General features: G+C 57.3%; 14 protein-coding genes. 2 read left to right on the top strand and 12 right to left on the bottom strand.

Features of this window, described 5'->3' with window-relative positions; translation table 11 throughout:
* From ACR0AP_RS04150 to ACR0AP_RS04125, 6 genes are all read right to left on the bottom strand, one after another.
* Window positions 1-1551, bottom strand: coding sequence for an efflux transporter outer membrane subunit (locus ACR0AP_RS04150; protein ID WP_480505474.1), 1551 nt, complete (start codon window positions 1549-1551; stop codon window positions 1-3).
* 11 nt (window positions 1552-1562) lie between these two features.
* Window positions 1563-2708: an HlyD family secretion protein gene (locus ACR0AP_RS04145; RefSeq protein ID WP_480505472.1), complete on the bottom strand. Its 1146-nt coding sequence runs from the start codon at window positions 2706-2708 to the stop codon at window positions 1563-1565.
* 21 nt (window positions 2709-2729) lie between these two features.
* On the bottom strand, window positions 2730-3092 hold the full coding sequence (locus tag ACR0AP_RS04140; protein WP_209504150.1) for a DUF3302 domain-containing protein: 363 nt from the start codon (window positions 3090-3092) through the stop codon (window positions 2730-2732).
* Window positions 3093-3127: 35 nt separating this feature from the next.
* Window positions 3128-3697: a disulfide bond formation protein B gene (locus ACR0AP_RS04135; protein ID WP_480505470.1), complete on the bottom strand. Its 570-nt coding sequence runs from the start codon at window positions 3695-3697 to the stop codon at window positions 3128-3130.
* A 10-nt stretch (window positions 3698-3707) separates the two neighbouring features.
* The gene (locus tag ACR0AP_RS04130) at window positions 3708-3863 is read right to left on the bottom strand and encodes a DUF5993 family protein (RefSeq protein ID WP_209595994.1); all 156 of its coding nucleotides are present in this window, start codon (window positions 3861-3863) and stop codon (window positions 3708-3710) included.
* 107 nt (window positions 3864-3970) lie between these two features.
* A complete protein-coding gene (locus tag ACR0AP_RS04125) occupies window positions 3971-4732 on the bottom strand; it encodes a DeoR/GlpR family DNA-binding transcription regulator (protein ID WP_480505468.1) in 762 nt (253 codons plus the stop codon).
* A gap of 180 nt (window positions 4733-4912) precedes the next feature.
* On the opposite strand from ACR0AP_RS04125, the gene glpD reads away from it, so the two are divergent.
* Entirely contained in the window at window positions 4913-6499 is a 1587-nt protein-coding gene (glpD, locus tag ACR0AP_RS04120) for a glycerol-3-phosphate dehydrogenase (RefSeq protein WP_480505466.1), read from the top strand.
* 195 nt (window positions 6500-6694) lie between these two features.
* Window positions 6695-7240, top strand: coding sequence for a DUF2087 domain-containing protein (locus ACR0AP_RS04115; RefSeq protein ID WP_480505465.1), 546 nt, complete (start codon window positions 6695-6697; stop codon window positions 7238-7240).
* 42 nt (window positions 7241-7282) lie between these two features.
* Here the strand turns inward: ACR0AP_RS04115 and ACR0AP_RS04110 are convergent, their stop codons facing one another.
* The 6 genes from ACR0AP_RS04110 to ACR0AP_RS04085 form a co-directional block, all read right to left on the bottom strand.
* Entirely contained in the window at window positions 7283-10420 is a 3138-nt protein-coding gene (locus tag ACR0AP_RS04110; protein WP_480505463.1) for an efflux RND transporter permease subunit, read from the bottom strand.
* Window positions 10421-10423: 3 nt separating this feature from the next.
* Window positions 10424-11581, bottom strand: coding sequence for an efflux RND transporter periplasmic adaptor subunit (locus ACR0AP_RS04105; protein ID WP_480505461.1), 1158 nt, complete (start codon window positions 11579-11581; stop codon window positions 10424-10426).
* 249 nt (window positions 11582-11830) lie between these two features.
* Entirely contained in the window at window positions 11831-13549 is a 1719-nt protein-coding gene (gene metG / locus ACR0AP_RS04100; protein WP_480505459.1) for a methionine--tRNA ligase, read from the bottom strand.
* Between the two features lie 206 nt (window positions 13550-13755).
* Complete coding sequence (locus ACR0AP_RS04095) at window positions 13756-14976, bottom strand: MFS transporter (RefSeq protein WP_480505457.1); 1221 nt, start codon at window positions 14974-14976, stop codon at window positions 13756-13758.
* 80 nt (window positions 14977-15056) lie between these two features.
* Window positions 15057-15653 (bottom strand): YceI family protein, encoded by a 597-nt coding sequence (locus ACR0AP_RS04090; RefSeq protein WP_480505455.1) that lies wholly within the window; start codon window positions 15651-15653, stop codon window positions 15057-15059.
* Complete coding sequence (locus ACR0AP_RS04085; RefSeq protein ID WP_480505453.1) at window positions 15650-16864, bottom strand: MFS transporter; 1215 nt, start codon at window positions 16862-16864, stop codon at window positions 15650-15652. Before ACR0AP_RS04085 ends, ACR0AP_RS04090 begins: the two co-directional genes overlap by 4 nt.
* Between the last annotated feature and the right edge of the window lie 21 nt (window positions 16865-16885).

Below are 16885 nucleotides of genomic sequence, written 5' to 3'. Positions count from 1 at the left end.
CTAATTCAGGCTCGCGCGGGTTGGGGTTTTCTGCAGCAGATCGCCCCAATCCGTGCGATAGGCCATCTCGGCCAGAACGGTTTCAGGCAGGAATTCCTGATTTTGACGGATTTGCCATCCGCCGCCCAGGCCCTTGTAAACCGCCACCAGATTGCTGGATACCTGCTGCCGCGCCTCGATCAGGTTGGCCTGTGATCGCAATAGCGCGGTCTGGGTGTTCAGAACACGCGAATAATCGGCAATGCCGTCTGTATACTGGTTGACGGCGATTTCGGCAGCTTTGCGTGAGGCGTCGACGCTTTGCTGATAGAACCCGACCTGCTTACGTGCCTGCGCATAAGCGACCATGGCACTTTCAACTTCGGAATAAGCGGTCAGCACAGTGTTCTGATAGTTCGCAATCAGCGCCTGGTAAGCGGCGTCTTGCGCGCGAACATTGTTCTTGATGCGGCCATAGTTCAGCACATTCCAGACCACACCAGCACTGGCCAGTCCCGTTGTGCTGCCACCGCTGAACAGATCGCGCCCGCCGGATGCCTGCAGACCGATCGCGCCCGACAGGATAAATTGGGGATACAGGTCCGCCATCGCGATGCCCACCTGTGCTGATTGCGTGGCTGCCGCCAGTTCAGCCGCGCGCACATCCGGGCGGCGGCGCAGCAATTCAGCGGGAACGCCCACAGCCACATTTGCTCGGGCCGATGGAATGCGTCCGGTATTGCCCAACAGACCGGTCATGCGTGAAGGTGTTGTGCCCAACAACACCGCAAGCGCGTTCTTGGTCTGTTGCAGGTCGCTTTCCAGTTCCGGTACCAGCGCCTTAGTGTTGTTCAGTAGGGCGGTGGATTCTTGCACGTCCAGTTCCGTGGTGACGCCATTGTTGAACCGCAGCTGAGTCAGGTCTGCCGAGTCCTGCTGCAATTTGATGTTCTCGCGCGCAATTGCCAGCGTCTCCTGCAACGCCCGGATATTGACGTAAAGCGCGGCGACGTCCCCGGTCAGCGTAACCAACGCGTCGTCGTAATTCGCCACTTGCAGGGCCAGGTTGGATCGCGCCGCCTGAACACCGCGCCGCTGGGCACCCCAGACGTCCAGCTCCCACTGGGCATCGAAGCCGACTTGCGAGGTCGAGAATTCGGTATCCAGCGGGATGACGCGATTAACATCCGAAATCGGCCCCAGATTGTCACTGATCTGGCGCCGATCAAGCGATCCGCCTATGGCCTGCGACTGTGGATAAAGCTCGCCAAAGGCGATACCCAGTTGTGCGCGAGCCTGCAAAACCCGCGCGCCAGCGACCTGAAGTGTCAGGTTCTGGGCGTAGGCCTCGGCAATCAGTTTGTTGAGGGTCGGATCATTGAATGTCTGCCACCATTTCACGACAGGCGCACTGCGCGACGTCAGCCCGCTTTGACCAGTGCTGGGGTTGTTGACCTCGATCCACTGTTTCACGACCGGTGAGTTGGGGCGCACGAAATCCGGCCCAACGGGTGTGCAGGCCGCAAGAGTGGCGGCACAAATGGCGGTTCCCAGCAACCTGCGGAGTGTCATGGCGCGCATCCTCAGATATCCAGAGGTCGGATGAAGTTGGCGAAAGAATAGAGGCGGATGTTGATACGCCTCAGAAACTCAAAACTTTTGCCTTGGCCTGTATAGATCGCCACAGCGGCATGGCCGCCCGCTGGGAAAATGTGGTCTTCCGGCACATCGACGGTGATTTGAACCGCAATCCGACCGGGCAGTTTGGGCAGCTCGAAACCGGGCAGGCGGCCCGACGGGATGAGTTGCCCTTGCCGGGTCGCCCACCAGATCGCTTCGACCTTGCCCGTCAGGATTTCACCGGGATAAAGATCAAGTGCGACTTCGACCTCTTGCCCCGGCTCGACAAATTTCAGGTTCTGCTGGCGGAATGTGGCAAGGATATAAGGGCTTTCATCAGTCACAAAGCTGGCAATCGCACCCAACCGGACGTCACCGACTACCAATCCGGGACGAGCCTGTTGCGAGACGATCATGCCATTTTCAGGCGCATAGATTGTTGTGTTTTCCAGAAAATACTCGGCTTCGGCCAATTGCGCCTGCGCTTGAAGGATGCCGGTGTTCACGCCGTCAATCTGCGATTCCAGCGCCAGCTGAGCCTTGGCCAGGTTCGCCTCGGCCTGTTTGACGGCGGCCTGATCTTCCGTCACCTGTTCGTTCCAACGGTCGAGTTCGTCTTGACGGGCGCCTCCGGCGGGAACAAGGTTTTCATACCTTGCCTGTTGAGTTTGCGCATAAGCCAGTTGTGCATTGGCCCGTTCGACAGCTTCGGTCGAGGCAATGACATCCTGTTCAAGGATTTTGGCGTTCTGCTGTGCCGCCACCAGCTGGGCCTGCGCATTATCGACCGCCAGAGAAAACACCGTATCGTCGAACCGATAAAGCGGATCGCCCTTTGTGACCGGTGTGTTCGGTTCAACAAGAACCTCGGAGAGGATCGTCGGCTGTGTCAGCTTGGGGATGATCTGTATGGTCGAACGTACCACGTGGCTGTCTGCGGAAAACGGCTGAAAGAAACGCAGCGCCACAAGGAAGATCAGCAGCAGGTGTGCACCCACCCAGAACGAAACAATGCCCCAGGCTATGTTGAACTTCAGCCATTCCAGCTTGAAGAAAATGAGCCAGACGAAAATGATGTAGAACAGCGTGATGCCGAGGGCGACGAACATAGGTATTAGGGTCCTTCGGCTTTAACCGGGTTGTGTGTCGTCTGTGTCCAGACGATCCTGGTATTCGGGCTTGACCTTGCCGCCCAGACGTTTGATTTCATCGCGAATGGCATCTTTTTCCTCGTCCGGGCCGCGGCGAATATCGACCGTGACGCCATCGTGGAAAGCCCACATGAAGGCGTGAACCCAAGGCACGACAGCCAAGAACCCCATCCATCCCATGATCTTTACAGCTTCGGCATGGGGATGATTGCGTTTGATCGCGATCCGCCCCGGAAGGCCCATAATGAACAGGAACAGCGCCATAACCGCTGCAAGTAGCAGGATCAGCGCGGCAAATGTCAGATAGTCATAATAGCCAAGCGGCTGGCCCAATAGTCCCATGCGTTTGCCTCCATCAGGGGAAGGTTAGGGTATCCTCAATCATTCGCTTTCAGTTCGTCAATCAACTTGTAGTCCGTAGGCGGGTCATCACAAATGCCCGGTCCGCATTCCAGCAGAGTTGAACCGGCATTCAGCACGGCCAGTGCCAGCATGACAAAGAAGGCGATTTTGGCCAGCTTGTTTCCCCCAAATCGCCCCTCGCTGGTCGCGCCCGAGCCGTATTGGCGTTCAAAAAGCAGCATGAACGACGTACCCAGCAGGACAAGGAAAAAGGCGATGCCCGCCCAAGTGTAGTAATGCAGCCCCAGAACGGGCGAACCGTAGTGGCCGGTTCCCGGCACAATGTGCAACAGGATTTGCCGGATCGAAACACTGCCGCCATACAAAGCGGCAATCAGCATAATGGCATAGTGCTGCGGTCGCGCGCCATACAGCAGGTTCAAGCCCAGCCCGACGCCGACAGCAACAAAGCCGACACGCTGCAACAGGCAAAGCGGGCAGGGTAGTTCGTAAAGGGCAAGTTGATAGAAGAACGCCAGCGCCAGAACAAGACAGACAGCCAGCATTCCGATCGCGTTCAGTGTACGTGACAGTTCAGGTGTCATGACGAGGCCCTCAAAGCTGAATTGTCAACTGACTGGTGGCGTGGAATTTCAACCAGTAGATACTCAGGGCAATCGTAAGGAAGAACAGCGCATTGCCTGCCTTCGTCATGTTGAAATAGTTGAGCCCCATCGTGGCAGTAAGTAATGCAAATAAAAGCGCAATCATGGCCCGGTGCTCCCCTCCCGTGCACATATCTTTATGCAAACGATAGTGTCAGGCCGGGTGGCATCTGGCAAGCGGCGCGGTAAATTGGAGACTATTCTTAATGTCCGCTAGTTACACAGGACGATGTCCGTTTGCCATTCCTGACTGCGCAGGTGCAGATCGCCTGGTAACGGCGCATCCGTGTAAATTGCGTCGATTTCTGCCAAAGAAGTGATGCGCGCCGGAGCCGAGCGGTGAAACTTTGAATGGTCGGCAACCAGAAATGTGCGGCGTGCCTGCGCAATGATGGTCTGGCTGACTTGTACCTCCTGAAAGTCGAAGTCCAGAAGATCTCCGTCAGTGTCCAAAGCTGAACAGCCGATTACGGCAAGGTCAAATTTAAATTGCCGAATGGTCGATACGGTCAGATTTCCGATCAACCCGCCGTCGGTGCGCCGCAGAACGCCACCGGCCATGACGACCTCACAATCCGGGTTCTCAATCAGAATGTTTGCGACATTCATGTTGTTGGTCACAACCATCAGATTCTTGTGGTTCAGCAATTGCCGCGCCACGGCCTCGGTCGAGGTTCCGATGTTCATGAAGATCGATGCGCCGTCGGGGATATCGATGGCGCAAGCCTGTGCAATACGGGTCTTGGCGTCGGCGTTCAGGGCACGGCGGTCTTCATATCCGATGTTTGACACGCCCGAGCGCAGCACCGCGCCGCCATGCACCCGATCCAGTTTACCTGCCTCGGCCAACTCGGTCAGGTCGCGCCGGATCGTCTGGACCGTGACACCAAATCTTTCGGCCAACCCGTCAACGGTGACGCGACCTTCGGCCCCGGCAATGTCCAGAATGTCAGATTGGCGGAAAGACAGCGACATGGGTGTTTCCAGACTTGAAGTATTTCTTTCGTTTTTGTTCTTTCTGGCCGGTTTTGCAAGAACGGCATGCGAAAATATCAGGTCAGTGTTGCAAAACGAAGAAATTCGAACATAAACATTGACCATACGAAGAATGTTCTGGCAAATGCCTATCATCCATCCTGACAAGGAATCATTGGCATGCAGTCAGCGGACGTTCAGACAACGGACCTTTTTATCATCGGTGGCGGGATCAATGGTTGCGGCATCGCACGGGATGCTGCTGGCCGCGGGCTGTCAGTTGCTTTGGCAGAGATGAATGATCTGGCCTCGGCCACATCATCAGCCTCGACCAAACTGTTTCATGGCGGGTTACGGTATCTGGAGTATTTCGAAATCCGTCTGGTGCGCGAGGCCCTGATCGAGCGTGAAACCCTGTTGCGCGCGATGCCGCATATCAGCTGGCCGATGCGCTTCGTGCTGCCATACCATAAGGATATGCGGTTTGACTCGGAAACGCCGACCTCACGGCTGCTCAGCACGGTCATGCCGTGGATGCGCGGGCGGCGTCCGGCCTGGCTGATCCGGTTGGGTTTGTTCATGTATGACAATTTGGGTGGTCGCAAAATTCTGCCGGGCACCACGTCGCTGAACCTGCGATCGGCTCCGGAAGGGGCCCCACTACAGGACAAATTCGAAACGGCTTATGAATATTCCGACTGCTGGATCGAAGATTCGCGGTTGGTGGTCCTGAATGCCCGCGACGCCGAGGCGCGCGGTGCGCAGATCATGGTGCGAACCGAGGTGATTTCCGCCGAGCGGGTGGACGACCTTTGGCAGGTATCCATTCGCGATCGCGACAGCGGTGAAACCCGTCTTGTCCGGGCCAGAATGCTGATCAATGCAGGTGGCCCTTGGGTCGGGGACATCATCCAGTCCAAGATCCGTGTGAACTCACGCGAGGGTGTTCGGCTTGTTCGGGGCAGCCATATTGTGACACCCCGGCTGTATGACCACGACAAGTGCTATTTTTTTCAGGGCGAAGACGGCCGCATCATTTTCGCCATTCCGTATGAGCAGGACTTTACCTTGATCGGCACAACGGATCAGGATCACCCGGACCCTGACACGAAACCCGTCTGTACTGAGGCCGAGCAGGAGTATCTGTGCACTTTCGCATCGAAGTATTTCAAGCGCGCTGTGACCCGCGAAGATGTTGTGTGGACCTATTCCGGTGTGCGACCGCTTTATGACGACGGTGCCAGCAGTGCCACCGCAGCAACGCGAGATTACACGCTGAAAGTCGATGCGCAGGGTGGGGCGCCTGTATTGAACGTGTTTGGCGGCAAGATCACCACCTATCGCAGGCTCGCGGAAAGTGCTCTGGAGAAGGTTGGTGAATTCTTTCCGAATATGCCGGGCCCCTGGACCGCTGGTGTGGCGCTGCCGGGCGGTGACTTTCCGGTTGACGCTGTTGAAGCCCTGACTGATCAGCTTCAGGCCGCGTATCCGTTTCTGGGTGCCGCCTGGGCTGCACGCCTGATCAGGGCCTATGGAACCGAAGCAACAGATGTCCTTGGGGATGCGCAACAGCTGTCTGATCTGGGTGAGGATTTTGGCGCAACCCTGACCGCGCGGGAAGTCGCGTGGTTGATGGACAAGGAATATGCACGGACCGCCGAAGATGTCGTCTGGCGGCGCAACAAGCTGGGCCTGCGACTGAATGCCGAGCAGAATGCGCGGATCGACGGCTGGATGACTGAACGGCTGGCCCCCGGCTCGACCTGATCCATCTTTCTATCCTCTTGGCGCGTGATGAGTGTTGTGCTAGCCGTTGGATACGGTCGGCAGACACCGAGGCGTCGCTGCTCTTACCCAGAGTGCTAAACCTGCCAGTGTATGTGAAACTATCGCAACCATCAGGGCGTTGTTTCGTCAAGTCAGCGACCAACGATCGCGCAAAACGCCCGATATGGATTTGTGATGAGCAAAACTCCTGTACCCTTGCACGCCGATGATCTGACCGGATTCGTGCGTATCCTGTCCCAACAACTTGGCGACTCCAGCCCGTCGCACCTGACCCTGATGAATATGGTCGCCCGTGCCGCCGGGTTTCAGAACGTGCAACATATGCGCGCCACCAGTGCCGCTGCCCGGCGGACCGAGGCCCGCCCGAAACAACCGACTGCTGACATGCGCACGGTTGAGCGCACATTGCACCTGTTCGACGCACAAGGCAGGCTTCGACAATGGCCGTCAAAACGATCGGTGCAGACTTTGTCTTTGTGGGGGCTCTGGTCTGCGGTACCGGCAGCCGCGGTGCTGCAAGAGGGTGAGGTCAACGCGTGCCTCAATGCCGAACATTGTTTTGATGACCCTGCAACCCTGCGCCGGACCATGATTTCCTGTGGGCTGCTGACACGGAACCGGGATGGATCGGATTATCGCCGGGTCGAGCAGGCACCGACACCAGAAGCAAAGGTGGTGATCCGCGAACTCTCTGAACGTCGGCGGGGAAGACCAGACTGACGCCAGAAAAAAGCCCCGCCGAAGGGCGGGGCTTTGATTGGATCAGGCCGCTTCTTCTGAAGGGCCGGGATCGTTTTTGCTGCCTTTCAGCCACTCACGCATGCTTTGCATCAGGGCGTAGAGGACAGGCACCACGATCACGCCAACCAGCGTCGCGGCCAACATGCCACCGAACACGGCGACACCGATGGCTTTCTGGCTGGCCGCACCCGCACCATTGGCAGCCAGCAGCGGTACGACCCCCAACAGGAAAGACAGGGCAGTCATCATAACAGCGCGGAACCGCTGATGAGCGGCCTCGACGGCAGCGTCCTTGATCGAAAGACCCTTGGCGCGCTGTTCCATTGCAAACTCGACGATCAGAATGCCGTTCTTCGAAGCAAGGCCCACCAGCATGATCATACCGATCTGCGTATAGAGGTTTATGTCACTGCCAACGATGGCAACCGCGGCCACCGCCCCGAACAGGGCCACGACCACAGACAGCAAGATCGAGACCGGCATGGTCCAGCTTTCATACTGTCCAACCAGAAACAGGTAACCGAATAGGATAGCCAGCCCCAGAATGATGATCACCAGGCTGCCGGACGCCAACTGTTGTTGTGCCGTCCCCGTCCATTCGAACGAGTATCCCGGCGGCAGGGCCGAAGCAGAGACCTCTGTCATCGCGGTGATCGCATCGCCGCTGGAAAGGCCCGGTGCAGGCACCGCCGTCACCGTTGCCGACCGGAACAGGTTATGCCGTTTCAGCAGAACCGGCCCCAACACGTTTTCTACGTCGATCAGGGTACCCAGTGGCACCATGTCGCCCTTCTGAGAGCGCACATAGAGGCTGGCAATGTCATCGACATTGTCGCGATAGCTGCCTTCCGCCTGGATCATTACGCGATAGACGCGACCAAACAGGTTGAAGTCGTTGACATAATACGACCCCAGCTGGGCCTGCATGGTCTGGAAAATCTCAGCCACCGAGACGTCCAGTGTTTTGGCTTTCTCGCGGTCCAGATCCACGAACAGCTGCGGAACGTTGGCGCGGAATGTCGTATAGGCCTGCCCGATCTCGGGGCGCTGGTTGGCCGAATAGACAAACGACCCCACAGCCGATGCCAGATCCTGCGGCGAGCCGCCTCCGGTTTGCTGCACCTCCATCTCAACCCCGGCAGACATGCCAAGACCCTGAATTGGTGGCGGGTTGAAGGCAACGGTCGAGGCTGCGGTTTCGTTATTCGCGATGGCCAGCACCTTGCCCAGAATGGCCTTGGCGCTCAGGTCCTCCTCCTGCCGTTCGGCCCAGTTGTCGAGGTTCACGAAAATGGCAGCGCCGTTGGTGATTGTGCCGTTCAGCAATGAAAAGCCATTGATCAAAACGGTGCTGGACACACCCGGGATCTCGCGTATCTGGTCATCGAGGCGCTTTGTCACGGCCTCGGTCCGTTCCAGCGTCGCGGCGTCAGGCAGTTGCACGTCAACAAAGAGATAACCATTGTCTTCCAGGGGGATAAACCCGGCTGAGGTGTTCGACATGATTGCCCCTGTTCCCATGCCGAGACCAACCACGATGGCCAGCGCGATAGCCGGAAAGACAAGCAGTTTGCGCACAATAGCGACATAGCAGTTACGAACGCCACCAATGAAGTTTTCGAACAGCGCAAGCAGCCCTTTGGGCGGCCCTGAGCGGGCCTTAAGGACCAGCCCGCACAGGGCAGGTGACAGTGTCAGCGCGTTGATGGACGAGATCACAACAGCGGTCGAGATCGTGACAGCGAACTGAGAGTACAACCGCCCTGAGATGCCCGGCATGAATGTCACCGGCACGAAAACCGCCAACAGAACCAGCGTGGTCGCGATGACCGGGCCTGTGATCTGCCCCATTGCCTTACGGGTGGCTTCTGCCGGGGGCAGCCCCTCATCAGCGATGATGCGCTCGACGTTTTCGACCACGACAATGGCGTCATCAACCACGATGCCGATGGCCAAAACCAGTGCGAACAGCGAGATCGTGTTCAAAGACATGCCGAAGGCCAGCAAGAAAGCAAACGTGCCAATCAGTGAGACCGGGATGGCAACCGCCGGAATGATCGTGGCACGCCAACTGCCGAGGAACACAAAAACGACCGAGATCACAAGTGTGAAGGTCAGGATCAGTGTGGAAACAACGTCATTCAACGAGGCTTCGACAAAGTCGGTCGTGTTGAAGGGGACATCATATTCGACATCCGACGGGAATGCGCGGGACAGCCGCTCCAGTTCCGCCTGCACGCGCTCTGAAACGGCGAGGGCGTTTGCGCCGGGGGCTTGATAGATGCCGATCACGGTGGCGGGTACAGACTGAAAATAACCGGACGCCGAGTAGAACTGTGCACCAAGCTCAACCCGGGCGATGTCTCTTACGCGGACAATTGCGCCGGCATCTCCGGTACGGATCACGATGTCGCCAAATTCTTCGGCTGACGTCAGTCGACCTTTGGATTTGATCGTGTATTGAAAGGTCTGCCCTTCGGGCACAGGCGGTGCACCGATCGAGCCTGCAGACACTTCGATATTCTGTTCGCGGATCGCGTTGATCACATCACCTGGTGTGATGGACAGGGCTGCCATCTTGTCAGGGTCCATCCAGACCCGCATGGCGTATTCAAGGTTGGTCAGAACATCAGCCTTACCCACGCCTTGCACACGCGCCAGCGCATCGCGCAGGTTGATCGAGGCATAGTTGGAAAGAAACACGCTGTCATAGGTGCCATTGGGCGAGGTCAGCGTGACCAGCATCAGCATATTGGTCGACGATTTTTGTGTGACAACGCCCGAAGATGTCACTTCGGCGGGCAACGAAGACATTGCCTGCGCCACCCGGTTCTGCACGTTGACCGAGGCGATATCGGGGTCGGTGCCAACTTCGAAGGTTACGTCCAACGAATACGAGCCGTTGTCAGACGATCTGGATGTCATGTAGATCATGTCGTCCACACCGTTGACCTGCGCCTCGATCGGTGCGGCCACAGTGTTCTCCACTGTTTCCGCATTTGCGCCGGTGTATTTGGTGGAGACGTTGACCACGGGCGGGGTAATGTCCGGGAACTGCGCGACCGGCAGCACCAGATAGCCGATGCCACCCATGATGGTCAGCACCAGCGAGATGACAAACGCCAGCTTTGGCCGGCTGATGAACAGGGCTGAGAACATCGATTATTCTCCCGGCTGTTCAGAGGCGACGACCGCGTCAACAGCCACACCGGGACGGACCCGTTGCAGGCCCTCGACAATCACGCTTTCACCCTCACGCAAGCCTTCGGTAACGATGATGGCGGTACCTTCCGTGTTGCCTGTGGTGATATATCGCTGCTCCACCATCTGCTTGTCGTTTACAACCAGAACAAAATCACCACGCTGATCGCGTTGCAGCGCAGCTTGCGGCACCAGAACTTGCAAGGTCGGTTGCAACGCTTCGATCTGCACATTCACGAATGCACCGTCCAGGATCAAACGGTCGGCATTTTCGAACTGGGCGCGCATTGTGATCGCGCCGGTCAACGGGTCGATACGATTGTCGACAAATACGATCCTGCCCGTTTCATCCAGCTTGGTTCCATTTGGCAGCGTGATATGCACGTTGGGGCTTTGCGGGCTGTCCGCAAGAGAAGCGGAATTTGCGCCAACGGTCTGAAGAACCGAAGTAAAGAGTTTTTCGTTGAGCGAGAAATTCACATAGATTGGCGTCTCGCTAACAATGTTCACCAGCGGCGGGTTAGTCGGGCCGACCACATCACCGACACTGGTGGTGATGCTGCCTATACGTCCATCAAAAGGCGCGTGGATCTGTGTATAGCTGAGGTCCAGTTCGGCCTGCTGGATCGCTGCATTTGCGGCCTTGACCTGAGCCTCGGCGACCAGTTCGTTTGCCCGAGCGATGTCGCGTTCGGATTCAGGTGTCGCGTCGCGCTTGTAAAGCTCTTCCTTACGCGCCAGGTCCACCTTGGCCAACTCAAGATTTGCCTCGGCTCGGTTCAGATCAGCTTTTCGGGCCTCCAATGTCGCCTCGTAAAGGTCCGGTTCGATGGTGAACAACAGGTCTCCTTCCTTGACCGTAGCCCCATCCTCGACATTCCGGCTGTTGAGAAAACCATTCACGCGGGCCACGATATCGACTTTATTGATCGCCTGAGCGCGCCCTATGAAGGAAGCCTCGTCGGTGATTTCCTCGGTGTAGGCGGCCGCAATCGTGACTTTCGGTGCCGCCCCTTCGTCCTGTGCAGTTGCAGGTTGGGCCAGTCCCAAGGATATCAGCAATAATGCGGTGGCAATTGGATTGCGGGCCTGAGTTGGAAAAGGGAAAACTTGGGACATGGCGAAAGCCTCGTGCATTTCAGAAACAATTGGTGTCCATCCCGGCGGTCACAAACGCGCGAGTCGACAAAACTTGTTTGCAGGATGGCTTGTTTACCACGAATTCTCAAGCGCGATGAATCCCGAGGTGGTTTGCGATGACGTCAAAAATTACAGCAACTAAGCTGGTTTAGGTGTCGGCCCGTTCCGAGGTGCCGAACGAAAACAGGGGCCAACGGCCCCCGTTTGAGCTGACGAATGTCAGGGTGATCAGCTGCGTTTGCCGGCGAATTTTGCCTGCCATTCTTCGCGCTGTTCGTCTGTGATCTTGGCGAACAGAACGTCTGGCACGGTAAAGTCGTGACCCGCGGGTAGCGCGTTCAACGCTGCGGCCACGTCCTCGGGCCAGCTGGTGTCGAGCGTGTTCATGGCGCTTAGCATCTTGGCCGAGGTATCAGGGATGAACGGCGCGCTGAGCACGGCATAGAACCGGATCAGGTTCAGGCCCAGACGCACCTGCGCAGCGGCCCCTTCGGGGTCTTCCTTAAAGGTTGACCACGGCGCTGCAGCTTGCAGGTATTCATTGCCAGCCACCCAGATGGCCCGCAGTTCCTGAGCCGACTTGCGGACGTCCATTGCTTCCATATGCGCCTCATAAGCACGGACGCGTTTGGTAAGTTCATTGATCAGAGCGTTCTCACGCTCGCCAAACTCACCGCCTTCTGGCACCACCTCACCAAATTTCGAGCGACAGAACTTGGTGATGCGGCTGACGAAGTTGCCCAGAACATCGGCCAGATCCTTATTCACGAATTGTTGGAAGTTCTCCCACGTGAACTCGCTGTCGCTGCTTTCCGGCGCATGGCTCAGCAGCCACCACCGCCAGTAGTCGGCTGGCAGAATCTCGAGCGCCTGATCCATGAAAACGCCACGCCCCTGCGAGGTCGAGAACTGGCCGCCGTCGTAATTCAGGTAGTTGAAGGATTTCAGGTGGTCGACCATTTTCCACGGCTCGCCCGACCCTAGAATAGTGGCGGGGAAAGAAAGCGTGTGAAATGGCACGTTGTCCTTGCCCATGAACTGGACATATCGCACATCGTCCGCACCCTTATCGGTGCGCCACCAACGTTCCCACTCGGAATCGGGTTTCCCCTTGGAATCCGCCCATTCCTTGGCACAGGCGATGTATTCGATCGGCGCGTCGAACCAGACATAGAAGACCTTGCCTTCCATACCGGGCCAGTCCTGATCGCCTTTCTTGACCGGAACGCCCCAGTCCAGATCGCGGGTGATCCCCCGGTCTTGCAACCCGTCGCCATCATGCAGCCATTTCTTGGCAATGGATGTGGTTAGGATCGGCCAGTCGGTTTTGCTGTCAATCCAGGCATCCAGCTGATCCTTCATTGCCGATTGGCGCAGATAGAGGTGCTTGGTCTCGCGCACTTCCAGATCCGTCGAGCCCGAAATGGCCGAGCGCGGTTCAATCAGGTCGGTCGGATCCAACTGCTTGGTGCAGTTTTCACACTGGTCGCCACGTGCGTTCTCGTATCCGCAATTGGGGCAGGTGCCCTCGATATAGCGGTCCGGAAGAAAGCGACCATCTGCGTTGGAATAGATTTGCTTTTCCGTGACCTCGCGGATCAACCCGGCCTCATCCAGCTTTCCGGCAAAATGTTGGGTCAGCTTTTTATTCTGCTCGCTGGATGAGCGGCCAAAGTGATCAAAGCTCATCCCAAAACGTTTGGCGATGTCGGCCTGAATTTCGTACATGTCCGCGCAATACTCGGCCACCGGCTTTCCCGCCTTGGCCGCGGCCAGTTCGGCCGGGGTGCCATGTTCGTCGGTGGCACACAGGAACATGACCTCGTTCCCCCGGCCACGCTGGTAGCGTGCATACAAGTCGGCAGGCAGTTGCGAGCCGACCAGGTTGCCGAGATGCTTGATCCCATTGATGTATGGGATCGCCGAGGTGATGAGAATCCGAGCCATATTCCGTTTCCGCGTATCTAACTGCGCGTTCGTCTAACCTAAGTCACCGCTCAGCAAAAGCCCGGTTTCGTAGATGACTGGAATAACTCTTATTTGTGACGCGCACCTTATGGGACGACCAAGTCACGTGTGGCCGTTGTAAACCGGTCAGAATGTGGTCAGCCAATACGCATACTCGCCGAAATGCAAGGCTGCGGATCCGCTATTCATTCCTCTCGGGCGCGTTTCAGCAGCCTTCCGACAGTAAATGATGTACGCGGCGCGTAAACATAATTGGTTCTCTCCTCTGGCGTTGGACGGGAACGCATCCGGGCCAGTCCGAACCCGATCAGGAACACATGTCCAACCGCGACAAATGCAAACAAAGCGCTGGGACCGAAATCCTGGATCAGTGTTGATGTGATATAGGGAGATGCAATTGCCCCCAGCGCGTACCAGAACATCAGGGCGGCAGACAATTCGACCCTTTGTTCGGTCGTCGCAAAATCGTTGGCATGCGCGGAGGACACCGAAAAGATCGGGAATGTCGTGAAGCCAAAAAGCCCTGCGGCCAGCATGACACCGACGGTTCCCGTGTCGCTTGCCGCCATTGTGACCCCGCAGCTTAGTACCGCCGCGACCGAAAGCCAGATCAAGACCCAGCGCCGGTCATACTTGTCAGCGAGCCATCCCATCGGATACTGCGCCAGTGCGCCGCCCAGAACGAAAGAAGCTAGGAAGAAGGCGATTTGATCCACTCCCAGCCCGACTTCCTGACCGTAGACGGGCCCGACCATTCGGAAAGATGCTGAGCTGAGTGCAGAAACAATGACGCCTGCAACGGCCAATGGCGAACTGTGCCAAGCCAGTTTCGGGCGCAGCCGAGGTGCGTCAGGCGTCCTCGGTTGACTTGCGCGTGTCAGCGTCAGCGGCAGCAACGAGGCGCAGCACAGGATCGCCAGGAGGTTATAGGAAACATACGAGGCGGGTGGCAGGACGGCGATGATCAACTGAGCACTCAGCGAGGCACCCATATCGACGATGCGATAGGTGCCCATGGCTCGTCCACGTGTCTCATTGGTCACTTTTGCATTCAGCCAGGCTTCGATGACGGTGTAACTACCTGCCACACATGTGCCCGAGGCGATACGCAACGCCGCCCATACATAAGGATTGTCTGTCAGGGTGTGCCCGATCAATCCCATCGCGCCCAGCGCCGTGCATACAGCAAATGCGCGGGAATGCCCGACGCTGCCCATCAGTCGCGGCGCCCACCAGCAACCTATGAAAAAGCCGAGGAAATGTGCCGAACCCAGCATACCGATCTGTTCGGTCGAGAAGTTCAGTGTGATTCCGGAAATGGCATCAAGTGGCCCGACGCCGCCCGTTGAAAGCTGAAGCAGAATGACCGAAAGAAACAGAGCGGCAAATGAAATGATCGTGCGCATGGTTTTCTCAGATAGGCGGCGTCACCGGACAATGCGCGCATCTATTCGACTTTATCCAGTCATTTTTTGCTTTTTGTGGTTTAGGTTGCGCGAATGATCTCGGCATGGATGTTCAGTCCGACGTTTTTTCCGACCAGATCATGATAGCCCGAAGCGTCGAAGTCGTGCCGGTTCAAAGTCCCCGTCAAACCTATGGACAGGCGGTTCAGGTCGTTCGCGGCTGTTCCGGGCTGGCGGTAGAGGTTGGCCTCCAAGGTGACCGGGCGCGTGATACCGCGAACTGTCAGTTCCCCCGTGATACGAGCACCATTCGATATGCGCCCATCCGCGCCCAGTTGAATGTCAGTCGATACGAACTGAATTGTCGGAAAGGTTTTGGTGTCCAATACACTGGGACCGAGCATTGGCATGCGGGCAAAGGGCAAGCGAGTCTTGGCCATGTTAACATCCAGAACCACTGTGACCTGGCTGTTTTGCAGGCGGTGCATGTCAATCTGTACGTCAGCCTGCCGGATCGGCATTGAACCGGTCTGGGGAATGCCAGACAGATCAAAGGTAAAACCGACCACGGTGGCTTTCGTTGATAAGATGTATGGCTGCAACGCGGCCTGCGCTGTACTGGCCAAAGGCAGAGCCGCCATCCCTGCAAGCACCTTTCGGCGGGTCAGGAGTCTCATGCCATGACCGCGCCTCGTCTGGGACGGGATCTTTTGAGCAACATCAGTATGATGGCAATGTTCAAACCGTTCCAAAGAATGCCGTTGACGAAAGCGAGTTGGTAACTTCCGGTGACATCGTAAATCCAGCCTGACATCCAGCCACCAAGCGCCATGCCAAGAATTGTCATCATCATGACGAATCCGACTCGCGCACCGGCTTCTTGCGGCGGCATGTATTCGCGGACAACCAAAGCGTAGCTGGGCACGATGCCACCCTGCGCCAGACCGAATAGCAAGCTGATCACGTAAAGTGAGACCATCCCGTCATATGGCAGGAACAGGAACAGCGCGATGCACTGCAAGACTGAGCCGATCAAGAGCGTCATGACGCCGCCCAGACGGTCGGCCAACAGGCCCGAGAGAATACGGCTGGCGACGCCACCTAGCAGCATCAGCGATAGCATTTCAGCCCCCACTGCGGGGCCATATCCCAGCCCGACGCAATACGACACGATATGGACCTGTGGCATGGACATTGCGACACAACATCCAATGCCGGCCAGACCAAGAATGTACTGCAACACGCGTGGTGAAACACCGACACTGCGCGCGTTGATCCGGGCTGTGGCCGCGGCGGTGCTGTGCGCCTCGATTGGGACCTTGCGGCGCAACAACAAGGAAAGGGGGATGACAACCAGCAGCGTCAGAGCCGCCAATGTCAGATAGACCTGCTGCCAGCCGTCGCGTGCCAGAATACCGGCGAGCAGGGTGGGCCAGATTGCCCCAGACAGGTAATTCCCGCTGGCCACCAGTGCGACGGCGATTCCGCGCCGTTTCATGAACCAGTGCGATATATCGGCGATCAAGGGCCCAAATCCGATCGATGTTCCCAGCCCGACCAGCAGATGCGCCACAGATAGAAGCATGATATTTGGAGCCAGCGTTGCCAGCGCATAACTGATTGCGCTTAAAACAGCTGCGCCGATCAGCGCGCGTGTTACCCCCAACCGGTCAACCAATTGCCCCAGCCACATATTTCCCAGCGCGAAACCTATCATCGTAAGCGTATATGGCATTGAGGCTTCAGCGCGACCGACGCTGAACTCGGCTTCGACGGCGGGCATGACCACGATGACCGCCCACATTCCCACATTCGCCACAGTTGCGATGGCGAGCGTGATCAGGAGGCGTATCCAGGAATAGCGGCTGTCATGGATCGGGTGGCTCATGCGGCGACGCTAGGGTGCGAT

The sequence above is a fragment of the Ruegeria sp. AF7 genome (assembly GCF_056541885.1).
Note: the sequence above shows the minus strand (reverse complement) of the source record. Positions and strands in the feature narration are given on the sequence as shown.